A 22,652-nucleotide genomic window follows, 5' to 3' on the forward strand; every position below is an offset into this window, starting at 1 on the left:
ATCAGGACACCGCAATAAACAATGTGCGCAATTCCTGCAGCTGATCGCGCAGGCCAGCCGCCTGTTCGAACTCCAGGTTTTGCGCATGTTGCTGCATCTGCCCTTCCAGCTCGTGGATCTTTTTCTGCAACGCCTGGGGGGACAACGCCAGGTAATCGGCGTCTGCCTCAGCGGCATTGCGCTTAGCGGGCTTGGCTTTACCACGCGTTTTCACCACGTTATTGCCCAGTTCCAGAATATCGGTGATTTTCTTGTTCAGGCCCTGAGGCACGATGCCGTTTTCTTCGTTATGCCGCTGCTGCTTCTCACGGCGGCGTTCCGTTTCTTCAATCGCTCTGGCCATTGAAGGCGTGATCTTGTCGCCATACAGAATCGCTTTACCGTTAATATTACGTGCCGCACGGCCAATGGTCTGAATCAGCGAACGCTCCGAACGCAGGAAGCCCTCTTTGTCCGCATCCAGAATGGCCACCAGCGATACCTCAGGCATGTCCAGCCCTTCTCGCAACAGGTTGATCCCAACCAGTACGTCAAATTTGCCCAGACGCAGGTCACGAATGATTTCCATCCTTTCCACCGTGTCGATATCCGAGTGCAGATAGCGCACCTTTTCACCGTGCTCTTCAAGGTACTCTGTCAGATCTTCCGCCATGCGTTTAGTCAGGACGGTCACCAGGACGCGCTCGTTGATCGTAACGCGCTGGCGGATCTCAGACAGTAAATCATCAACCTGCGTCGCCACGGGGCGGACCTCAAGAATCGGATCCAGCAGGCCGGTTGGACGCACCACCTGATCGATGACCTCGTCGCCGGATTTCTCCAGCTCATATTTGCCCGGCGTTGCCGACACATAGATCGTCTGAGGGGCCAGCGCTTCAAACTCTTCGAACTTCATCGGACGGTTATCAAGCGCCGAAGGCAGTCGGAAACCGTACTCTACCAACGTCTCTTTACGTGCACGGTCGCCACGGTACATGCCGCCAATTTGGGGAATCGTGACGTGGGACTCATCCACCACCAGCAGGCCATCTGCGGGGAGATAGTCAAACAGCGTAGGCGGCGCCTCTCCCGGCCCACGGCCCGACAGGTAACGCGAGTAGTTTTCGATGCCGGAGCAGTAGCCCAGCTCGCCCATCATCTCCAGATCAAACTGGGTGCGCTGAGTGATGCGCTGCTCTTCCAGCAGTTTGTTGTTTTCCAGCAGGGTTTTACGCCGGTCGGCCAACTCAACCTTGATGTCTTCCATGGCCTGCAGAATGCGCTCACGCGGCGTAACATAGTGCGTTTTCGGATAGATGGTAAAACGCGGTACAACCGATTCAACCTGCCCGGTGAGCGGATCAAACAGGGACAGGCGCTCGACCTCTTCGTCAAATAACTCCACCCGCAGTGCCATATCATCGGACTCTGCCGGAAAAATATCGATGACCTCGCCACGCACCCGGAAGGTGCCGCGCTGAAACGCCTGGTCGTTGCGCGTGTACTGCAGCTCTGACAAGCGACGCAGAATGCTGCGCTGGTCGATGATCATACCGCGCGTCAGGTGCAGCATCATTTTCAGATAAAGATCGGGATCGCCCAGACCGTAAATGGCCGACACCGAGGCAACGACGATAACATCACGCCGCTCCAGTAATGCTTTAGTGGCGGAAAGACGCATTTGCTCGATGTGTTCGTTAACCGAGGCGTCTTTTTCGATAAAGGTGTCAGAGCTTGGGACATAGGCTTCAGGCTGGTAGTAATCGTAATAGGAGACAAAAAACTCCACCGCGTTGTCCGGGAAAAACTCCTTCATCTCACCATACAGCTGGGCCGCCAGCGTTTTGTTCGGTGCCAGCACCATGGTGGGCCGGTTAAGATCGGCGATCACGTTAGCCACGGTAAAGGTTTTACCCGATCCGGTAACGCCTAATAGCGTCTGGTGCGCCAGGCCATCTTCCAGTCCGGCTTCAAGACGACGGATCGCCTCTGGCTGATCGCCGGAAGGCTTGAAAGCGGAGTTCAGTTTAAAATCTTTACTCATGAATGCGGTTCCTGCAGATGAAAGACGGCGGGCAGCCCATTATTTTACTCTGCTATGGCGATTTTGCCAGAAAAAAATACTGGATATAATAACAGTATTGATGCACAGTAACGGCAACCACTTTACGCTTGACTCTTTGACATTATCGCGCGCGCTAACCGGATTCTGTTGCGCAAGGTTATCCCCAAGCCCGATATTGATTTAACATTTGTCAAGCATGTGTCATAAAATTGCAGTTTGATGAATCGGCCCCAATCCGGCAGGCTTGTTTTTTGCTAAGTCACTGAATTAATGTCGTTACTTTAAAAAGCCCAGATTCTCATCATCGGGTTACCAGGCCCCGTATTTCCTCGCTTCCAACCTGTTTTCATTACCTAATGCACAAGGTTATCCACAGGAATAGTGGATAACTAATGACAGCCCTTTGCACATCGGCTGTGTATAATTTTTTTCACTCCCCTTTGGGCGATAAAAAAATATTTTTTTTCGCTTATTTTCTGACGCTAACGGGTAGTGATTTAGCTATCAGCGCAATCCGTGCCTTGATCGGCGACAAGTGCGTCTCACTTTTCTTTTTTTTATTGCCCCATTAACGAGCAGGTGCACTTCCCGGCTTCATGAACCTGCACCAACGCTGTACCGCGTAAGCGTCCTGACGTGGAATTGTTAACTTTTATTTATCTTTAAACAGGGTGATTTTCACTGGTTAGCCCCGACTCCACTCACCGTTGAGACTCTGGCCTGGTAATTGCATGCTCTCTCATCTGAGTGTTACAGGCAGTAGCCGCGTGAAATGCGCCGCTATCTCATTAGAGCGATTTACCAGAAATGAACGGCGAAAGCATTCAGGTTAATTATCTGGAAGGAGCGCGTCAGATGCTAAGTTTACGGTCGGTGAATCAGTTTTACGGTAAAAATCATATTCTCTGGAATGTGGATCTTGATCTGCCTCCCGGCACCTGCACCGGCATACTGGGACGCCCCGGTATGGGAAAAACCACGCTGGTGAACTGCATTATGGGCAAGCTACCGATTAACAGCGGGACGATCAGCTGGCAGCAGGATGGCTCACCGCCGGAAGACCTGCTCTCGCAGCCTGCTGAGCTGCGGGCCCGACAGGGGATCGGGTTTGTTCCGCAGGGGCGCCACATTTTTACTCAGATGAGCGTTGAGGATAATTTACTCATTGCCCTACTGGCAGGCGCACAGGCGAATGACGGTTATCGGGCGATCCCGGAAATGATCTTTGATCTGTTACCCGCCCTCTATTCGCTGCGTCAGCAGCGCAGCGGCGACCTGCCGGTCTATCAGCAGCAGCAGTTGGCTCTGGCCCGTGCGCTGGTGCTGCAGCCCCGCCTGTTGATTCTGGATGAGCCCGCCGACGGCATGGCGCCCTGGCTGGAAGAAGAGATGGGGAATCTGATTCGTCGCCTTAATCGTGACTACGGCCTGACGATTCTGCTGCTTGAACAGCGCGTCTCGCTGATTCGCCGCGTGGCTGACAACTTTCTCCTGCTGCATCGCGGGCGCAATGTGGCACAGGGCAACGTCGCCCAGCTGGATGACGCGACCCTGGAGAAGTGGTTAACGGTGGCCTGATCGATCCGGCAGCGTCAGATAATGTCCACAGTTTGCCTGCTGGTCTTCCTGGGTTAGCCAGGGGATCACGCCCAGGCAAGGTGCAGGAAGCCGCTGCGTTAAGGCCGCCAGGTAGGCCTGATAACGCTGGCCGGGTGGCTGTACCGTATTGGCGATCCAGCCCGCCAGGTGCAGGCCGCGTGCGCGAATCGCATCGGCAGTCAGCATGGCATGATTGATACATCCCAGCTTGACGCCCACCACCAAAATGACCGGTAGCTGCTCCTCCTCAACCCAGTCTGCATAGGTTTGCGTCTCAGAAAGCGGCGTGTACCAGCCGCCCGCACCTTCCACCAAAATCCATTCTGCCAGCGGCTCAAGTTCCCGCAGCCCCGCCGACAGCGTGGCAAACTCAATCGGTCTGCCCTCATCCGCGCTGGCGATATGAGGTGAAGTCGGCTCCATAAACGCCAGTGGATTGACCTGTTCGTAGCGCAGCGGGACGTTGCTGTAACGCTGTAAGGTCAGCGCATCACTGTTGCGCACGCCTGCTGCGGTGAGCTCGCAGCCTGAGGCCACAGGTTTATAGCCCGCGCTGCGGTAGCCTGCGGCGGTGGCAGCCTGCAGCAGCGCCGCACTGGCAACCGTTTTACCGACTTCGGTGTCGGTACCGGTAACAAACCAGCGATTCAACATTGTGTCACTCCAAACATAAGATGGTAACTGAGGCGGAAACCCTGCTCATCCCGCGGCCAGTGGGCTTCGAGCTGAGCAAGACGCTGGCGCGTTAATACGCAGCCAGACCGTCCGGTATGCAGATGCGTTGCCCCGATGCCCTTCAGGGAGCGCATTGCACTCAGCGCATCGGGAAAATGCAGGGTAAGGGTTTGCGCATGGCAGCGCAGACGCTGTGTTTCACAGGCGGCAGCAATCTCCTGTGCAGGCAAAAAGCGGTTCGCATGGAGACGGCCATCCACCTGTGACCAGGCCTGATGCACTTCTTGCAGGGAGCCCGCGCTCAGGGTGGAAAACAGCAGACAGCCGCCGGGCCTGAGTACCCGGTTAAACTGCATCAGCGCCGCCTGAAGATTCTCGCTCCACTGCACCACCAGATTGCTCCATACGAGGTCAACAGACTGGTCTGCCAGTGGCAGAGCATCAATATCGCCGGCCAGATAGTGATGCGCGGCCCCGTTTTGCCGGGCCTGTTGCAGCATCTGCGGGGAAAGATCCAGCGCCGTGACCTCTTTACCCCGATCGCGCCATATCCGGCTGTACCAGCCGGTTCCGCATCCGGCATCCAGCAGTTGCAAACCGCTGTGCGCTGGCACCTGCGCCAGTAGCGCGTCCCCGCTCAGCCGCTGGAGTTCAGCATAGTGATCATACTGAGATGCGGCGCGGCCAAATGCCCGTGCAACCGCGCCTTTATCAACCTGCAGCGTCATACAGCGCCTCCAGCAGGGCATCAATATCCTCTGGCTCATGGACGGCGGTAAGCGTGATGCGCAGACGGGCCGTGCCCGGCGGCACGGTCGGCGGACGGATCGCACTGACCCAGCAGCCCGCCCTGGCCAGGCGCGCAGACAGCGCCAGCGCCTCGCCGTTATCCCCGACGATTAATGGCTGAATGGCGCTGGACGACGCCATAAGTTGCCAGGGCAACGAGGCCGCGCCGTGCCGGAAATGGGCGACATTACGCGCGAGACGTTGACGGCGGTCATCACCCGCCTGCACCTGTTTCAGCGACGCTAACAGCGCACTGGCCTGGGCTGGCGGCATCGCCGTGGAGTAAATCAGATGACGGGAAAATTGCACAAAGTAATCGGCGGTCGCCTCATCACACAACAGCGCGGCCCCGCTTACGCCAAAGGCTTTGCCAAAGGTCACCACCAGCAGGTCGGGTTTCATGCCCTGTGCCCAACAGCTGCCACGTCCCTGCTCGCCCGTCACCCCTATGCCGTGCGCATCATCGACCAGCAAACAGGCACCGGCATGTTTCGCCCGGTCGGCGATCGCCTGAAGGGGCGCGCTGTCGCCGTCCATACTGAAAACCCCTTCGGTTACCACCAGCGTTTGCCCTTCGCAGGGCGCATCGAGGCGCTTAGCCAGACTGAGAGGATCGTTATGGGTAAAGCGGCGCAGCTGAGCAGGGCTTTGGCTGGCGGCCTCCAGCAGCGAAGCATGCGTCAGTTTGTCGGCCAGAATGCGGTCATTTTTCTCTGCCAGCAGGTGAATCACCGCCTGATTCGCTGCAAAGCCGGAAATAAACAGCAGCGCGCGCGAATAGCCCAGCCAGTCTGCCAGCTGTGCTTCCAGCTCGGCATGTAAACGATGAAAACCGGTTACATGGCCCGATGCACCCGCACCGGCACCGGCCTCGTCCACGCCTTGTTGCCAGCCCGCCATGACGGCGGGATGCTGGCTCAGCCCAAGATAATCGTTACTGGAGAAATGGCGAAAGGTCTGACCGGCATGGCGGATCAGGCGCGTCTGATTCTCTTCAATCACGCGCCGTTCGCGCCAGCCATCTTCAGCACGGCGCTGTATCAGCGCCTGCTGGATGCGTTGCTGCCAGCTCATTACAGCGCCGCGTTATAGAATGTTTCTGTATCGGCATGAAGCAGTTGCTCACTTAACTGCTGCTGCTGGGCATTGTCGCCGTTTGCGGTCTGCGTATGCTCAGGATTCAGCCCCAGCTTACGGAACAGCAGCATATCTTTGTCTTCTTCCGGGTTCGGCGTCGTCAGCAGCTTGCAACCGTAAAAAATGGAGTTTGCCCCGGCCATAAAGCACATCGCCTGGGTTTGCTCGTTCATCTGCTCACGGCCTGCGGACAGGCGAACATGCGAGGTGGGCATCATGATGCGCGCCACGGCGATGGTGCGGATAAAGTCGAACGGTTCAACGTCATCATTGTCTGCCAGCGGCGTGCCTTTCACCTTCACCAGCATGTTGATGGGCACACTTTCAGGCGGCGTCGGCAGGTTAGCCAGCTGTACCAGCAGTCCGGCACGGTCGTTTACGGTTTCACCCAGGCCCACAATCCCGCCCGAACAGACCTTGATGCCGGCGTCACGCACTTTCCCCAGCGTATCCAGTCGTTCCTGATAGCTGCGCGTGGTGATGATATTGCCGTAAAACTCCGGTGAGGTGTCCAGATTGTGGTTGTAGAAATCCAGTCCGGCACTGCCTAAACGCTGCGCCTGACTGTCGCTCAACGTGCCAAGCGTCATGCAGGTTTCCATGCCCATCGCTTTGACGCCTTCGACCATCTTTTCCAGGTAGGGCATATCGCGATCGCTGGGGTTTTTCCATGCCGCCCCCATGCAGAAGCGGCTGGAGCCTGCGGCTTTGGCTTTTTGCGCGGAACGCAGTACCTCATCCACTTCCATCAGTCGCTCAGATTCCAGGCCCGTCTTGTAGCGGGCGCTTTGCGGGCAATATTTGCAGTCTTCCGGGCAGGCACCGGTTTTAATCGACAGCAGTGTGCTGACCTGCACCTGACGTGGATCGAAGTGCTGGCGGTGCACCTGTTGCGCTTCAAACATCAGTTCAAGAAATGGCCGATCAAACAGCGCCTGGGCCTGAGCCAGAGTCCAACGTTGTGACATTACTTACTCCAAAAAAGGTGTCATCCCGACAGTTAACGTGGTTATACTTGTAAACTAAATCTTTTTATTTTGGTTTACAACTCCGATGTTTACTTCTCAGGACGCTGAATTTGATCGCCAGCATATCTGGCATCCCTACACCTCAATGCAGCAGCCGCTGCCCTGCTATCCGGTTGTTGCGGCACAGGATTATCATCTGCAGCTGGCAGATGGTCGTACCCTGGTGGACGGAATGTCGTCCTGGTGGGCGGCGATACATGGCTATAACCATCCGCGCCTGAATCGCGCCCTGCAACAGCAGATGGGGCAGATGTCCCACGTGATGTTTGGCGGCATTACCCATCCTGCCGCGGTGGCGTTGTGTCGTCAGCTGGTCTCGATGACGCCAGACGCGCTGGAATGTGTATTTCTGGCCGATTCCGGCTCGGTCGCCGTTGAAGTCGCGATGAAAATGGCGCTGCAATACTGGCTTGGGCGAGGCGAGACGCGTCAGCAATTTTTGACGCTCAAACGCGGTTATCACGGCGATACCTTTGCCGCGATGTCGGTATGCGATCCGGATAATTCCATGCACAGCCTGTGGCGCGGCTACCTGCCGGAACACCATTTCGCCGCGGCGCCGCAGTGCGGTTTTGATGACGAGTGGGATGCGCGTGATGCAGAGGATTTTATCCGGCTGATCCAGCAGCATCGGGGGCAGCTGGCCGCGGTGATTCTGGAACCCATCGTTCAGGGTGCCGGGGGAATGCGTTTTTACCATCCGCGGTATTTGCAGTGTGTACGAGAAGCCTGTGATCGCTACGGCATTCTGCTGATCGCCGATGAGATCGCAACCGGCTTTGGCCGCACCGGTACGCTGTTCGCCTGCGAACATGCGGCGATTTCACCGGACATCATGTGCGTAGGCAAAGCCCTGACCGGCGGCACGATGAGCCTCGCCGCTACCCTCACCACCCGTGACGTGGCCGATACCATCAGCCTCAGTCCGGCGGGCTGCTTTATGCACGGCCCCACCTTTATGGGCAATCCGCTGGCGTGCGCGGTGGCGTCAGAAAGCCTGGCAATGGTGCAGGAAGGTGACTGGCGTCAGCAGGTTGCGGCGATCGAGCGTCAGCTGCGTGGCGCGCTGCTGCCCCTGCGTCACGCGCCCGCGGTGGCTGACGTGCGCGTGCTGGGAGCCATTGGCGTGGTGGAAACGCATCAACCGGTCAATATGGCGGCGCTGCAACAGTTCTTTGTCAGTCAGGGCGTCTGGATTCGCCCTTTTGGCCGCCTGATTTATCTGATGCCGCCTTATATCATCTCCCCTGAGGCGCTGGATAAGCTGGTCAATGCGATTGGGGCGGCACTGGAGCAGCCCGCTCACTTTCTTTCTTAATGTTGCAACGGCTGGACGTAAACCGGCTTTTGGTTAAGATGAAAAGGCAGTGACCATTAACGCAAGGAGATGTAATGCGAGTTTACAGCCAGGATTTACACGACGGCGACAAGATGCCGGAGAAACACGTTTTTAACGGAATGGGTTATCAGGGCGATAATCTTTCCCCTCACCTTGCCTGGGAAGATGCGCCAGAAGGTACCAAAAGTTTTGTCATCACCTGCTTCGATCCGGATGCGCCTACCGGCTCAGGCTGGTGGCACTGGGTGGTGGCGAATATTCCGGCCGAGACCACATCGCTGCCGCAGGGTGCCGGTTCGGGTAAAGCCGCACTGCCCGCCGGGGCGCTACAAACACGCACGGATTTCGGTCAGGCCGGATACGGCGGCGCAGCACCGCCTGCCGGTGAAACCCATCGTTATATTTTCAGCGTTCATGCGCTGGATGTGGACAAAATCGACGTCGATGAGGGTGCCAGCGGCGCCATGGTCGGGTTTAACGTGCATTTTCACGTGCTAGCCAGCGCATCGCTGACCGTTCATTACGTCTGATCGCCGCATAAAAATGCCGCTTCCGGCCTGTCGAACGATTCCGGAAGCGGCAATTTGCAGGTTATCCTGCCAGCTGATGTACCACTACCCACATCGGACCCTGTCCAACGGCGTAACGGCCCACCGGCTTCAGTAAGCCCTGTGGCTCAGTGATATTGTAGACTTCAATGTGGTGTGACTTCTGCCCCGCCGCCACCAGGAACTGGCCCGCGTGATCGATATTGAATCCGCGCGGCTGCGTTTCGGTCGGCTGAAACCCTTCGACTGTCAGCACGGCACCGTCTTCGCTGACGCTAAATACCGTTAAGGTGCTGCTGGTGCGATCGCAGGCGTACAGGAAACGTCCGTCTGGCGTCAGATGAATATCGGCAGCCCAGCGGGTACCGGTAAAATCAGGCGGCATCATATCCAGCGTCTGTACCGACTCAACCTTGCCCTGCGCATTGTTCAGCGCCCAGACCTCGACCGTGCTGTTCAGCTCATTGACGCTGTAGGCGTACTGTCCGTTGGCATGAAACGCCATGTGGCGAGGCCCGGCGCCTTCCGCCGTGGTAACCTGCTCCTGCGAATGCGGGGTTAACTGACCGTCTGCGCCAAGGGTAAACAGGCAAATGCGATCCTGCTTCAGGGCAGGCACGTACAGCGTCCGATCGGCATTGTCGATATTGGCGGAGTGGCATCCCGCCAGGCCGTTAATGACCTGGCTCGGTGCCTGTGGCACGCCGTCATCCCCTATTGGGCTGATACTGACGCACGCATCGTTGTAAGAGCCGCAAAACAGGAAACGGCCGGCATGATCGGTGGAAATATGGGTCGGGCTGCCCGGCAGAGGCGCCTGTCCGGCTTCGGTCAAGGTGCCGTCTGAGGCGATGCGAAACGCCAATACACGGAAGTCGGGGCGCACGCCTACATACAAGAAATCTTTTTTTGGACTCACCACCATAGGCTGAACCTGACCGGCGACGTCCGTAACCTGCAGGAGCGTCAAGGTGCCATCTTCATTCAACTGCCAGACATGGATTTGTTGACTCTCGGGACTGGCGGTGTAGACAACCTGCTTCATGTATTCTCCTTTTTCGCTGACTCATGTTGTTCTGAGGGTCACTGTAGCGCGTTTTTTTCTGTCTCGCTGGAATGATTTGTGCCCTGATTTTTGTTTCTGTACCACGGTCAGGTGTAGACTTACTGTTCTGCTAACCCATCCCGATGAGAGGATTAATGAGCTATCGTGTAATCGCCCTCGACCTTGACGGCACGCTGTTAACCCCGACGAAAACCATTCTGCCCCAATCCGTGGAAGCGATTACTCAAGCGCGTCAGGCTGGCGTCAAGGTGATTATCGTGACCGGCCGTCATCACTGCGCTATCCATCCTTTCTACCAGACGTTAGCCCTGGATACGCCTGCAATCTGCTGTAATGGTACCTATTTGTATGACTATCCGGCCAAAAAAGTGCTGGCCGCTGACCCGCTGGACGTCGGCAGCGCGGTGCGCGTCATTGAGATGCTGGACGAACATCAGATTCACGGCCTGCTGTATGTAGACGATGCAATGCTGTATCAAACGCCAACCGGCCATGTGATTCGCACACTGAAGTGGAGTGAGTCGCTTCCGCCGCACCAGCGTCCTGTGTTTAAGCAGGTGGACAGCCTGGCGCAGGCGGCCAGAGAGGCCGGGTCGATCTGGAAGTTTGCCCTGTCTCATGAGAACACCACCGAACTGCAGCAGTTTGCGCAGCGCGCGGAAACCGAACTCGGGCTGGCCTGTGAATGGTCATGGCACGATCAGGTCGATGTAGCCCGCGGCGGCAACAGCAAAGGCAAGCGCCTGGCGCAGTGGGTAGAATCCGTGGGGCTGAGCCTGCAGGACGTCATTGCCTTTGGTGACAACTATAACGACCTGAGCATGCTGGAAACGGTGGGGCTGGGCGTGGCAATGGGGAATGCGGATGACGTGATTAAATCCCGGGCAAAAATGGTCACTGGCACCAACCTGGAAACCAGTATCGCCGACACGCTTTACCAGTACGTCCTGTAATCCTGCCCAACCCGGCAAGGCACACGCCTGCCGGGTTCAGGCCGTCACCGACACGCTTTTAATCTGGACATACAGCCACTGTGACGGCCGGATATTGAGCTCGTCGCGCGCCCAGGGCGAGATGCGCGCCCACAGTTCGCTTACGCCAATGCGCAACCTGACCTCAACCTGATCGCCCACCTCAATGAGTTCGACGACCTGCGCAGGCAGGATATTGCGGATAGAGCTGTGCTGAGCCGGTTGCAGCGTCAGGGAGACGTCCGCCGAGGCAATACGGATCCGCAATGCCGATTTAACGGGCAAATTCACCCGACTGACCCAAATATGTTGATCGCCCAGAGACAGCGCCGACATAGGATAATCAGGATGGTGCTCCAGCACCTGCACACGCAGCACGCTGGTCAGATCGCTGGCGGGCAGCCATGGCCGCATTGCGCTGCTGCTCCAGACGCGCTCCAGCGGGCCAAAGGCTTTAACCTTACCCTGATCCAGCACCAGCACGTTATCCGCCAGCTGCAGAATCTCCTCCAGGCTATGGGAGACGTACAACACGGGAATATCAACCTGCTTCGCCAGCTTCTGCAGATAAGGCATCAGCTCACGCTTGCGCGGTAAATCCAGCGACGCCAGCGGCTCATCCATTAACAGAATATCGGGCGCACTGAGCAGGGCGCGGCCAATAGCAACACGCTGCTTTTCTCCGCCCGACAGCGACAGCGGAAAACGATCCAGCAGCGGCTCAAGGCCCAGTAACGCCACCAGCGAATCAAACTGGCCCTTCATGCTGGCCGAGAGGCCGTAACGTAAATTCCCCCGAACCCGGTAGTGCGGAAACAGCCGTGCGTCCTGGAAAACGTAGCCGATGCGGCGCTTTTCCGGCGGCAAGGCGATCTGCTGATCGGCATCAAACAGTATTCGCTCATTCAGCTGAATCCGTCCGCGCTGAGGTTGGGTTAAGCCGCCAATGGCGTTAATCAGTGAGGTTTTGCCCGCGCCCGACACGCCGAATATCGCGGTGATACCGCTGGCGGGGATCGTCACATCAACCTCAAGCTGATGCTCGCCCAGGCGTTGAGCCATGTTCAGCGTCAGCATGAAGCACCCATCCGTTTACGCCCCCACTGCGCCAGCCATTCAGACGCCAGTAAGGAAGCCAGTGCCAGAACGATCGCGATAACGCACAGACGTGCGGCGGCCCCTTCCGCCCCGGGCGTTTCAATCAACGTATACATCGCCAGAGGAATGGTGCGGGTTTCGCCGGGAATGTTGGAAACGAAGGTAATAGTGGCACCGAACTCGCCAAGGGAACGGGCAAAGGCCAGTACGGTGCCGACAATAATACCGGGCAGCGTTAACGGCAGCGTAATGGTAAAAAAGACCCGCCAGCGTCCGGCACCTAAGGTGCGCGCAGCCTGCTCCAGCCGGCTATCCACCGCCTCCAGCGCCAGACGAATGGCCCGCACCATCAGGGGAAAGGCGATAACCGCAGAGGCCAGCGCCGCGCCGCGCCAGCTAAAGGCGAAGCTGAAGCCAAACCATTCATACAGTTTTTCACCGATCATACCGCGCCGACCCAGGCCAATCAGCAACAGGTAACCCACCACCACCGGCGGCAGTACCAGAGGCAAGTGGATCACACTGTCGAGGATGGCTTTACCGGGGAAACGGCAACGTACCAGCACCCATGCCATCAGGATACCGAATGGCAGACTGCACAGTACGGCAATGCCTGACACCTGCAGGCTGAGCAGGACCGCCTGCCATTCAACATCACTGAGTATCATTTTTTAGGCGAGAATCCGTATTGTTTGAACACTGCGGCCGCTTCAGGCCCTTTCAGGTAGTTATAGAAAGCCTTAACGGCAGCGTTGTCGCGATCGTTAACGATTGCGACAGGATATTCGACCGGCTTGTGGCTGTCTTCCGGAAAGGTGCCCACCACCTGAACTTTTTTACTGGCTACAGCATCTGAGCCGTACACAATGCCATAAGGCGTTTCATTACGTTCCACCAGCGCCAGGGCGGCGCGCACATTACTGGCACGCGCGAGCGCCGGGGAAACAGAAGACCAGGCACCCAGCTTTTGCAGCGCTTCTTTAGCATAGATGCCCGCCGGCACGTGATCGGGATCGCCCACGGCCAGACGTTCGCCCTTCAACAGGCTTTTCCAGTTGGTTTGATCGTTGATCGTCACCGGTTTGGCGCTGTCGCTGCGCGGTGCAATCAGCACCAGGTCATTGCCCAACAACGTATAGCGGGTGCTGTCGATCATACTTTTTTTAGCAACGGCATCGTCCATCCACTGTTGATCGGCTGAGATAAACAGATCGGCAGGTGCGCCCTGCTCAATCTGACGCGCCAGTACCGAGGACGACGCAAAGGATGAGACAACGTCAGTGCCGTGCGTTTTTTTGTACTGTGCTGCAATCTCTTCCAGCGCGTTAGTGAGTGACGCCGCCGCAAACACGGTGACCTTATCAGCCGCCAGCGCCTGGCCTGCCAGTGAAACGCTCATTACCAGCGCAATGCTCAGACGACGAAAGGGTAAACGCATGATTTTTCTCCAGTGATCGTTATATATTGAATAATACAACGCATTATCTGACAGCGGCGTCAAATTAGCAAAAAAGTAAAAAGAGGCGTTCAGGGCGAGGACAACGTCCGCACTGAGGCGGACGTTGTGTGGGGATTAGTTCTGTGAGCGGGCGTTGTTGTTGTTGCGGCGACCCGTTTTAGAGATGAGGTTAAACACTTCACCCAGGCCGTAGATCAGGCCTAACATAATCGCCATTACCACAGGTACCATGATCACTGCCACGGCGAGGCTTTTGATGAGTTCCAGCATGAAGAGTCCCACTTTGCGTGTAAAAAAAGAGATTGTAACGGCTTAGTAAAACTTTGCGCAGACCTTTTCGTGCTTTTACTTTGAGGCTGAAAGCTCGTTATCATCTGCCTGATTACGCGATTCATTCTTTGCAGGAGCCACCATGCAAGCCGAACTCACCCTTCACATCCGCCTGCAGCAAAAGCTGTTTGCCGATCCACGCCGCATTGAACTGTTAAAGCGCGTGCAGCAAACCGGTTCGATTAGCCAGGGCGCGAAGCTGGCGGGCATCAGTTACAAAAGCGCCTGGGATGCCATCAACGAGATGAACCAGCTGGCTGAACAGGAAATGGTGACGCGGGCAACCGGTGGCAAAGGCGGCGGTGGCGCGCAGTTAACCCGCTATGGCGAACGTCTGGTACAGCTGTTCGGCCTGATGGAAAAGATTCAACAGCACGCCTTTGATGCTCTGCAACAGGACTCGCTGCCGCTGGACAGCCTGCTGGCCGCTATCGCCCGCTCTTCATTGCAAACCAGTGCACGTAATCAACTGTTCGGCACCGTGGTGGATAACGACGCGCAGCATATCCAGCAGCACCTGACCATTCTGCTCTCGGATGGCGTAACCCGGCTCAACGTCGCCCTGACCGCGCGCAGCGCAGAACGCCTGCATCTCAAGGCCGGCAAAGAGGTGCTGGTTCTGATTAAAGCCCCGTGGATCAGCCTTCATACTGATGCAACCGGGGCGGATAATCAGCTGGCCGCCACCATAAGCGCTATCGAAACCGGTGAGCAGGTCAGTGAAGTCCTGATGCGCCTGCCGGGCGGTGAAACGCTGTGTGCCACGCTGGAAAACGCGGAAATTGCGCGTCGGCAGTGGCAACCGGGTCACGCCGTGATCGCCAGCTTTAGCGCCAGCCACGCCATCGTCGCCGCTTTGCGTTGATTTATCATTCGGGTTTGACTTCGTTCGAAGCAGTGGCTACAACAACGGTTAACGCTGCAAAAAATGGAACGAATCATGGCTTCATTGCATATTTCGCAAGGCATATTTCATCTTAATGATGCGCGAGTGTTGTCGCTGACCGATGTACACCTTCAGCCCGGCGAGCGCTGGGCATTTGTCGGTGCCAACGGCAGTGGTAAATCCTCACTGGCGCGCGCCCTCTCGGGGGAACTGGCACCGCTGTCAGGTCAGGTAACCTGTGATTTTCAACGTCCCAGCCGCCTGTCGCTGGAGCAGTTGCAGAAGCTGGTCGCCGATGAGTGGCAACGGAATAACACCGACCTGCTGAGCGAAGGTGAGGATGATACCGGCCGCACAACGGCTGAAATCATTCAGGATGAGGTTAAAGACAGGGTGCGCTGCGAGCAGCTGGCCACGCAGTTTGGTATCACCGGCCTGCTTAACCGCCGTTTTAAATACCTCTCTACCGGTGAAACGCGCAAAACATTACTGTGCCAGGCGCTGATGAAGCAGCCCGACCTGCTGATTCTGGATGAGCCTTTTGACGGCCTGGATGTCGAATCGCGCGCGAATCTGACCGCCACGCTGCACCAGTTGCCGCAGGCGGATTTTACCCTGGTGCTGGTGCTGAACCGCTTTGATGATATTCCGGACTACGTTGACCGGGTCGGCGTACTGGCAGAATGCAGCCTGACGCATGTCGGACCCCGTGAGGAGATTCTGGCGCAGGCGCTGGTGGCCCAGCTGGCGCGCAGTGAGCAACTGGCAGGTATGGCGCTGCCGGAAGCCGACGTCCCGGATGCGCTACCGCCGCTGGCAGATGACGCGCCACGAGTGCTTCTGCGTAACGGCATCGTATCCTATAACGACCAGCGTATTATCGACGGCCTCGACTGGCAGGTTAATACCGGGGAGCACTGGCATATTCTCGGGCCAAACGGCGCGGGCAAATCCACATTACTCAGCCTGGTCACGGGCGACCATCCCCAGGGCTACAGCAACGATTTAACCCTGTTTGGCCGGCGCCGTGGCAGCGGCGAAACCATCTGGGATATCAAACAGCATATTGGCTGTGTCAGCAGCAGCCTGCATCTTGATTACCGCGTAAGCGTCAACGTCCGGACCGTGATCCTGTCCGGCTTTTTTGACTCGATTGGTCTTTATCAGGCCGTCTCCGATCGCCAAATGACGCTGGCGCGTCAGTGGCTGGCGCTGCTGGGCATGGATAGCAGAATGGGAGATATGCCCTTTCACGGTTTATCCTGGGGCCAGCAACGGCTGGTGTTGATCGCCCGGGCGCTGGTTAAGCATCCTACGCTGTTGATACTGGATGAACCCTTGCAGGGGCTTGATCCACTCAACCGCCAGCTGGTAAGACGTTTCATCGATATTTTGATTGGTGAAGACCGTACTCAACTGCTGTTCGTTTCACATCATGCTGAGGACGCGCCCCAGTGTATTACCCACCGTCTGCATTTTGTGGCCCAGCCTGACGGCGGCTATCGCTACCAACAGGACAGCATTTGAGTGCCCTGACGCCGTGCCAGCGGCGTTGTTTACCACCAGATGTAAACGCTACCATTTAAACCTGTTTTTTAGCGATGCGATGTGCGGATCCGCCTTTAAATAAGAATATTCAGCTTGTGTAAACGATACCACTTATCCAGACTGGATCACGTTTTTGACTCACCCGATGTGCTATTTTTTCTTGATGACTTTTTAATTTTGACGCTTACCAGGATGCAACATGGAAAAATTTAACCCGGCCGATCATCCTCATCGCCGTTACAATCCCCTGACCGATCAGTGGATTTTGGTTTCTCCTCATCGTGCCAAACGTCCCTGGCAGGGGGCTCAGGAAACGCCCGCAGTGAATACGCTGCCGTCACACGATCCTGACTGTTTCCTGTGCGCAGGCAACACGCGCATCACGGGCGATGTGAATCCTGATTATCAAGGCACCTACGTTTTTACGAATGATTTTGCCGCGTTGATGACGGATACGCCCGACGCGCCTGAAAGTGATGACATGTTGATGCGTTGCGAAAGCGCGCGCGGTACCAGCCGCGTGATCTGCTTTTCGCCCGACCACAGTAAAACCCTGCCCGAAATGTCACTGAGCGCGTTACAGGAAGTCGTCCGCACCTGGCAAGAACAGACGGCTGAACTGGGTCAGCACTATCCCTGGGTGCAGGTCTTTGAGAACAAGGGCGCCGCGATGGGCTGCTCTAATCCTCATCCCCATGGACAAGTGTGGGCCAACAGCTTTCTGCCTAATGAAGCCCAGCGCGAAGACGATCTGCAGCGCCGCTACTTTGCCCAAAAGGGCTCGCCGATGCTGGTGGATTACCTTGCGCGTGAACAGCAGGATGGCAGCCGCACCGTTGTTGAAACCGAACACTGGCTGGCCGTGGTGCCCTGGTGGGCGGCGTGGCCGTTTGAAACCCTGCTGCTGCCAAAAACCCATGTTAAGCGCCTGACCGATTTGACCGATGCGCAGCGTGACGATCTCGCTTGTGCCATCAAGCGCCTGACCAGCCGTTACGACAACCTGTTTCAGTGCTCTTTCCCCTACTCCATGGGCTGGCACGGCGCGCCGTTCAACGGTGACGACAATGAACACTGGCAGTTGCACGCCCACTTTTATCCGCCGCTGCTGCGTTCCGCAACGGTGCGCAAATTTATGGTCGGCTACGAGATGCTGGCTGAAACCCAACGCGATTTAACCGCAGAACAGGCAGCCGAACGCCTGCGTTCCGTGAGCGATATTCATTTCCGTGAGGCACAACAATGAGCTTAAAAACCATCACGCAGCAGGTGTTTACTGAGACCTTTGGCTATGCGCCTACCCACGCGATTCAGGCCCCAGGCCGCGTTAATTTGATTGGCGAGCACACCGATTACAACGACGGTTTCGTGCTGCCTTGCGCTATTGATTATCAAACGGTTATCGCCTGTGCAAAACGCGACGACCGCCAGGTACGCGTGGTTGCCGTGGATTACGATCAGGCGCAGGACATCTTTTCACTGGATGCCCCGATTACCAGCGTAAAAGAACCCATGTGGGCGAACTATGTGCGCGGCGTCGTCAAGCACCTTCAGCAACGCGCACCGGATTTTGGCGGCGTCGATATGGTGATTAGCGGCAACGTGCCTCAGGGCGCGGGCCTTAGCTCTTCCGCCTCGCTGGAAGTGGCGGTCGGAACGGTTTTCCAGCAGCTGTTTAACCTGGCACTGGACGGCGCCGCCATCGCGGTCAACGGTCAGGAAGCAGAAAACCAGTTCGTGGGCTGTAACTGCGGCATTATGGATCAGCTGATTTCCGCGCTGGGCCAGAAAGATCATGCCATGCTGCTGGACTGCCGGACGCTGGGCACGACACCGGTTTCGATGCCGGACGATATTGCCGTGGTCATCATCAATTCCAACTTCCGTCGCAGCCTGGTGGGAAGCGAATACAACGTTCGCCGTGAGCAGTGTGAAGCCGGCGCACGCTTCTTTAACAAAAAGGCGCTGCGTGATGTCGACCTGGCCGAGTTCAACGCGGCTGAGTCTCAGTTAGATCCGCAGGTTGCCAAACGCGTACGTCACGTTATCACTGAAAACGCCCGTACGCTGGAGGCCGCCGAGGCGCTGTCTCGCGGCGATTTAGCCCGCATGGGCGAACTGATGGCGGAATCTCACGCCTCAATGCGTGATGACTTCGAAATTACCGTGCCGCCGGTGGATACCCTGGTCGAGATTGTTAAAGCCGAGATCGGCGATCGTGGCGGTGTTCGCATGACCGGCGGTGGCTTCGGTGGCTGTATTGTCGCCCTGATGCCGCTTGATCTGGTGGATCGGGTTCAGGCCGCCGTCGCCAGCCAGTATGAAGCCAAAACGGGCATCAAGGAGACCTTCTACGTGTGCAAAGCATCAGAAGGAGCGGGCCAATGCTAAACGATGTGAACTCCCATGCGCCGGACGGTCAGCCGTGGCGCATCACCGTATTACGTAATGCCAATGGCATGATTGCCACCTTTATGGACTGGGGCGCAACCTGGCTGTCGGCGCGAGTCCCACTGCAGGACGGTCACGTGCGTGAAGCCCTGCTGGGCTGTGCAACCCCTTCCGACTATCTGCATCAGGATGCCTATCTGGGTGCCACGGTAGGCCGTTATGCGAACCGTATTGCCGGCGCAAAACTGAATAAAATCAGCCGCCCGTTGAGCGCCAATCAGGGCGAACATCAGTTACACGGCGGCCCAGAAGGGTTTGATAAACGCCGCTGGCAAATTGTCAGTCAGTCAGAAACGGAAGTGCATTATCGTCTTGATTCGCCCGATGGCGATCAGGGCTACCCGGGCAACCTTATTGCTGATTTACGCTATGTGCTGGATGACGATAACTGCCTGTCTATTCACTATCAGGCGCAGTGCGACCAGCCCTGCCCGGTCGGTCTCACCAACCATGCTTACTTTAATCTTGATGCGCATCATGGTGATGCGCGCCAGCATCGGTTACAACTGCACGCCGATCGTTACCTGCCCGTGGATAGCGAGGGGATTCCCAACGGCCCACTGAAGGCAGTGGACGGCACCAGCTTCGATTTCCGTCAGGCCAAACGCATTGAGCAGGATTTTCTTGCCGATGACGATCAGAAGGCAGTTAAAGGCTATGACCATGCTTTCCTGCTGAACAGTGCAGGCGATAGCAGCCAGCCTGCCGCTGAACTCTGGTCAGAGGACGGCAAGCTCCAGTTGAGCGTGACCACGTCAGCGCCCGCGTTACAGTTCTACAGCGGTAACTATCTGGCCGGCACGCGCGCCCGGGAGCAGGAAAGCTATACTGCTTTTCAGGGGATCGCGCTGGAGAGTGAATTTTTACCGGATTCGCCTAATCATCCCGAGTGGCCACAGGATGATTGCTGGCTGCAACCGGGAGATCGTTGGGAATCCGTCACGCGCTATCGCTTTACACCACGCTGAGCCACCGTGTGAAAAACGCGCAGTGCGTCACAGACAGACTTACGCAGTGCGCCGTTTTCCGCTATGGTAGAACGCAATTGGTCAGCCAACGGGCTGGCGACAGCAGGTTTCCATTATCTCAGAAACATCAAGTATTAAGGAGTTAAGCTATGGCTGTAACTAAGCTGGTTCTGGTGCGACACGGCGAAAGCCAGTGGAACAACGAAAACCGCTTCACCGGATGGTATGATGTAGACCTTTCTGACAAGGGCCGTACCGAAGCTAAAGCAGCCGGACAGCTGCTGAAGAAAGAAGGTTTCGTGTTTGATTTCGCCTACACCTCTGTGCTGAAACGCGCCATTCACACCCTGTGGAATGTGCTGGATGAGCTGGATCAGGCCTGGCTGCCCGTTGAGAAATCCTGGCGTCTGAACGAACGTCACTATGGCGCGCTGCAGGGCCTGGACAAAGCTGAAACCGCCGCAAAATACGGCGACGAGCAGGTTAAACAGTGGCGTCGTGGCTTCGCGGTGACTCCGCCAGAGTTGGACCGCAGCGATGAGCGTTTTCCTGGACACGACCCGCGTTATGCTTCACTGAAGCCTGAGCAGCTGCCCACCACCGAAAGCCTGGCGCTGACCATCGAACGCGTGATCCCTTACTGGAACGAATCCATTCTGCCACGTATCAAAAGTGGTGAGAAAGTGATCGTGGCGGCCCACGGTAACTCACTGCGTGCGCTGGTGAAATACCTGGACAACATGAGCGAAGAAGAGATTCTTGAACTGAATATCCCGACCGGCGTTCCGCTGGTGTACGAGTTCGATGAAAACTTCAAACCGATCAAACATTACTACCTGGGTGATGCTGACGAGATCGCAGCGAAAGCCGCGGCCGTTGCCAATCAGGGTAAAGCGAAGTAATTTTGCTTCCGTGCAAAAAGGGCCAGACAATGTCTGGCCCTTTTTTATTGCGCCCTGCTTACCTGCGACGCTTTATAACCGCATCGGCCAGCTGACGCAGCACCTTTTCGGTATCGGCCCAGCCAATACAGGCATCCGTGACGCTCTTGCCATAGACCAGCGGCTCGCCGCTTTCCAGGCTCTGATTCCCTTCAACCAGATGGCTTTCAATCATCACGCCGATAATACCGCGCTCACCGTTGATCATCTGCTGTGCCACATCGTCCGCCACCTGCATCTGCTTCTGAAACTGCTTGCTGCTGTTAGCATGGCTGAAGTCGATCATTACCTGCTGAGGCAACCCGGCTTTTTCCAGACCGGCTTTCACCGCGCTGACATGACTGGCGCTGTAGTTCGGCTCTTTACCGCCGCGCAGGATGATATGGCAGTCGCCGTTACCGCGGGTTTCCACAATCGCGGAGTGACCGTATTTGGTCACTGACAGGAAACAGTGCGGTGAACCGGCTGCGTTGATGGCATCAATCGCCACTTTAATGGTGCCGTCCGTACCGTTTTTAAACCCTACCGGGCAGGAAAGGCCGGAAGCCAGCTCGCGGTGAACCTGTGACTCGGTGGTACGGGCACCGATGGCCCCCCAGCTCATCAAATCCGCCACGTACTGCGGCGTAATCATATCCAGGAATTCGCCAGCGGCAGGCAGGCCGGAATCGTTGATCTCCAGCAGCAGCTTACGCGCCAGGCGCAGGCCGTCGTTTAGCTGAAAGGAGCCATCCATGTAAGGGTCGTTGATCAGCCCTTTCCAGCCAACGGTGGTACGCGGTTTTTCAAAATAAACGCGCATGACCACTTCCAGCTCGCCTTTAAGCTGCTCACGCAGGGTTAACAGGCGCGCCGCGTACTCTTGTGCGGCTTCCGTATCGTGAATTGAGCAGGGCCCAATGACCACCAGCAGGCGATCGTCCTGGCCGGTCAGAATCTGGTGAATGGCCTGGCGAGCCTGAGACACGGTCTGCGCTGCACGTTCGGTGGCAGGAAATTTCTCCAGTAAGGCTACGGGGGGCAGGAGCTCTTTGATCTCTTTGATGCGTAAGTCATCGTTCTGGTAATTCATACTCATTCCATATAATTTCTGGCCCGGCGCCCGCCGGACACAACCCAGCCAATGTAGCCCGAAGCGCACAGGGTGTAAATTCCTGATGAGCGCATAATGTATGCGTGAAATTTGCATAAATGGGTAATGCGTCTAGACTTTTAAAGGTAATCACTGAGGAACGGTGGCTTACTTTTATTAACACCTGTCTTTAAGCTAACCAGCGAAATTTTATTTCGCTCAGGGCGTTTTTTCTCTGAACCTTATCTGGCAGCGGTTAGAGACAGCAAATATCATTTATTAACGGGAGCATAATGATGAATAAGTTTGCAATAATTTTTCTGACGGCAGCAATGACTCTGGGCAGTGGCGCAGCAATGGCTGCCAACGGAAACTCTAACCAGGCCGCAGCAGCAGGCGCAGTCGCCGGCGGCGCGAATGAGAATCTGCCACCGAACAAAGTGGATAACAGCAAAATTAATAACACCGGCACTGAGATGTCTTCTCCAACCCGAGACAGCACCTCCAGCAGCAAACACATGACTGCCGATGAAATTGACAAGAACACGCAGTGTAAAGATGGCAAATGCCCTGACATGAATAAAAAAGTGCACACCAAAAAAGGTGGCGGTCACGTCAATACCAAAACTGACGGCACCACGCAGTAATCACTGACTGTTGAGCTGATAAGGAGAGCCTGGCTCTCCTTTATTTTATCCCGCCG

Annotated in this window: 22 protein-coding genes; 11 read left to right on the forward strand and 11 right to left on the reverse strand. The window is 56.5% G+C overall.

Features of this window, described 5'->3' with window-relative positions; translation table 11 throughout:
• Position 1 precedes the first annotated feature (1 nt).
• On the reverse strand, positions 2 to 2,023 hold the full coding sequence (uvrB, locus tag AAIE03_RS11660) for an excinuclease ABC subunit UvrB (RefSeq protein WP_013025107.1): 2,022 nt from the start codon (positions 2,021 to 2,023) through the stop codon (positions 2 to 4).
• An 876-nt stretch (positions 2,024 to 2,899) separates the two neighbouring features.
• Here uvrB and AAIE03_RS11665 point away from each other — a divergent pair.
• Complete coding sequence (locus tag AAIE03_RS11665) at positions 2,900 to 3,622, forward strand: ABC transporter ATP-binding protein (protein ID WP_015700718.1); 723 nt, start codon at positions 2,900 to 2,902, stop codon at positions 3,620 to 3,622.
• Here AAIE03_RS11665 and bioD read toward each other — a convergent pair.
• The 4 genes from bioD to bioB are packed head-to-tail and all read right to left on the reverse strand — an operon-like array spanning position 3,608 to position 7,212.
• A complete protein-coding gene (bioD, locus tag AAIE03_RS11670; protein ID WP_014593221.1) occupies positions 3,608 to 4,297 on the reverse strand; it encodes a dethiobiotin synthase in 690 nt (229 codons plus the stop codon). The two genes, AAIE03_RS11665 and bioD, sit on opposite strands and share 15 nt — an antisense overlap.
• Complete coding sequence (gene bioC / locus AAIE03_RS11675; RefSeq protein ID WP_019106145.1) at positions 4,291 to 5,046, reverse strand: malonyl-ACP O-methyltransferase BioC; 756 nt, start codon at positions 5,044 to 5,046, stop codon at positions 4,291 to 4,293. The genes bioD and bioC overlap by 7 nt, the downstream gene beginning before the upstream one ends.
• On the reverse strand, positions 5,030 to 6,181 hold the full coding sequence (gene bioF / locus AAIE03_RS11680; protein WP_498563014.1) for an 8-amino-7-oxononanoate synthase: 1,152 nt from the start codon (positions 6,179 to 6,181) through the stop codon (positions 5,030 to 5,032). The genes bioC and bioF overlap by 17 nt, the downstream gene beginning before the upstream one ends.
• A complete protein-coding gene (gene bioB / locus AAIE03_RS11685) occupies positions 6,181 to 7,212 on the reverse strand; it encodes a biotin synthase BioB (RefSeq protein ID WP_013025102.1) in 1,032 nt (343 codons plus the stop codon). The genes bioF and bioB overlap by 1 nt, the downstream gene beginning before the upstream one ends.
• 85 nt (positions 7,213 to 7,297) lie before the next feature.
• Here bioB and bioA point away from each other — a divergent pair, with 85 nt between their 5' ends.
• Together bioA and AAIE03_RS11695 are read left to right on the forward strand one after the other, a co-directional pair.
• Entirely contained in the window at positions 7,298 to 8,590 is a 1,293-nt protein-coding gene (gene bioA, locus AAIE03_RS11690; RefSeq protein WP_028714956.1) for an adenosylmethionine--8-amino-7-oxononanoate transaminase, read from the forward strand.
• Between the two features lie 74 nt (positions 8,591 to 8,664).
• Positions 8,665 to 9,141: a kinase inhibitor gene (locus tag AAIE03_RS11695; RefSeq protein WP_013025100.1), complete on the forward strand. Its 477-nt coding sequence runs from the start codon at positions 8,665 to 8,667 to the stop codon at positions 9,139 to 9,141.
• Positions 9,142 to 9,202: 61 nt separating this feature from the next.
• Here AAIE03_RS11695 and pgl read toward each other — a convergent pair whose 3' ends face one another.
• Positions 9,203 to 10,204, reverse strand: a complete 1,002-nt coding sequence (gene pgl / locus AAIE03_RS11700; protein ID WP_105080543.1) for a 6-phosphogluconolactonase — start codon at positions 10,202 to 10,204, stop codon at positions 9,203 to 9,205.
• 155 nt (positions 10,205 to 10,359) lie between these two features.
• Between pgl and AAIE03_RS11705 the strand changes: the two genes are divergently transcribed.
• On the forward strand, positions 10,360 to 11,178 hold the full coding sequence (locus tag AAIE03_RS11705; protein ID WP_014606276.1) for a pyridoxal phosphatase: 819 nt from the start codon (positions 10,360 to 10,362) through the stop codon (positions 11,176 to 11,178).
• Between the two features lie 36 nt (positions 11,179 to 11,214).
• On the opposite strand, the gene modC is transcribed toward AAIE03_RS11705, so the two are convergent.
• The 4 genes from modC to AAIE03_RS11725 all read right to left on the reverse strand — a co-directional run bounded on the left by modC (position 11,215) and on the right by AAIE03_RS11725 (position 14,023).
• Positions 11,215 to 12,273, reverse strand: coding sequence for a molybdenum ABC transporter ATP-binding protein ModC (gene modC, locus AAIE03_RS11710; RefSeq protein ID WP_064373427.1), 1,059 nt, complete (start codon positions 12,271 to 12,273; stop codon positions 11,215 to 11,217).
• On the reverse strand, positions 12,267 to 12,962 hold the full coding sequence (gene modB, locus AAIE03_RS11715) for a molybdate ABC transporter permease subunit (protein ID WP_013025096.1): 696 nt from the start codon (positions 12,960 to 12,962) through the stop codon (positions 12,267 to 12,269). The genes modC and modB overlap by 7 nt, the downstream gene beginning before the upstream one ends.
• On the reverse strand, positions 12,959 to 13,732 hold the full coding sequence (gene modA, locus AAIE03_RS11720) for a molybdate ABC transporter substrate-binding protein (RefSeq protein ID WP_028714954.1): 774 nt from the start codon (positions 13,730 to 13,732) through the stop codon (positions 12,959 to 12,961). The genes modB and modA overlap by 4 nt, the downstream gene beginning before the upstream one ends.
• Before the next feature lie 135 nt (positions 13,733 to 13,867).
• Entirely contained in the window at positions 13,868 to 14,023 is a 156-nt protein-coding gene (locus AAIE03_RS11725) for an AcrZ family multidrug efflux pump-associated protein (protein ID WP_498563015.1), read from the reverse strand.
• A 142-nt stretch (positions 14,024 to 14,165) separates the two neighbouring features.
• Between AAIE03_RS11725 and modE the strand changes: the two genes are divergently transcribed.
• The 6 genes from modE (at position 14,166) to gpmA (ending at position 20,838) form a co-directional block, all read left to right on the forward strand.
• Positions 14,166 to 14,948, forward strand: coding sequence for a molybdenum-dependent transcriptional regulator (gene modE, locus AAIE03_RS11730; RefSeq protein ID WP_013025093.1), 783 nt, complete (start codon positions 14,166 to 14,168; stop codon positions 14,946 to 14,948).
• Between the two features lie 75 nt (positions 14,949 to 15,023).
• Positions 15,024 to 16,496: a molybdate ABC transporter ATP-binding protein ModF gene (gene modF / locus AAIE03_RS11735; RefSeq protein ID WP_498563016.1), complete on the forward strand. Its 1,473-nt coding sequence runs from the start codon at positions 15,024 to 15,026 to the stop codon at positions 16,494 to 16,496.
• A gap of 220 nt (positions 16,497 to 16,716) precedes the next feature.
• Entirely contained in the window at positions 16,717 to 17,763 is a 1,047-nt protein-coding gene (gene galT, locus AAIE03_RS11740) for a galactose-1-phosphate uridylyltransferase (RefSeq protein WP_194761511.1), read from the forward strand.
• Positions 17,760 to 18,908 (forward strand): galactokinase, encoded by a 1,149-nt coding sequence (gene galK, locus AAIE03_RS11745; protein ID WP_028714951.1) that lies wholly within the window; start codon positions 17,760 to 17,762, stop codon positions 18,906 to 18,908. The genes galT and galK overlap by 4 nt, the downstream gene beginning before the upstream one ends.
• Complete coding sequence (gene galM, locus AAIE03_RS11750) at positions 18,902 to 19,936, forward strand: galactose-1-epimerase (protein WP_015700727.1); 1,035 nt, start codon at positions 18,902 to 18,904, stop codon at positions 19,934 to 19,936. Before galK ends, galM begins: the two co-directional genes overlap by 7 nt.
• A gap of 149 nt (positions 19,937 to 20,085) precedes the next feature.
• Entirely contained in the window at positions 20,086 to 20,838 is a 753-nt protein-coding gene (gene gpmA, locus AAIE03_RS11755; RefSeq protein WP_013025088.1) for a 2,3-diphosphoglycerate-dependent phosphoglycerate mutase, read from the forward strand.
• Positions 20,839 to 20,896: 58 nt separating this feature from the next.
• Here the strand turns inward: gpmA and aroG are convergent, their stop codons facing one another.
• Positions 20,897 to 21,949 carry a 3-deoxy-7-phosphoheptulonate synthase AroG gene (aroG, locus tag AAIE03_RS11760; RefSeq protein ID WP_014606285.1) on the reverse strand — a complete coding sequence of 351 codons (1,053 nt, stop codon included), beginning with the start codon at positions 21,947 to 21,949 and terminating at the stop codon, positions 20,897 to 20,899.
• Positions 21,950 to 22,242: 293 nt separating this feature from the next.
• Between aroG and AAIE03_RS11765 the strand changes: the two genes are divergently transcribed.
• Positions 22,243 to 22,596: a YbgS-like family protein gene (locus AAIE03_RS11765; protein WP_013025086.1), complete on the forward strand. Its 354-nt coding sequence runs from the start codon at positions 22,243 to 22,245 to the stop codon at positions 22,594 to 22,596.
• Positions 22,597 to 22,652: the final 56 nt, after the last annotated feature.

The sequence above is a fragment of the Pantoea sp. Ae19-2 genome (assembly GCF_059801205.1).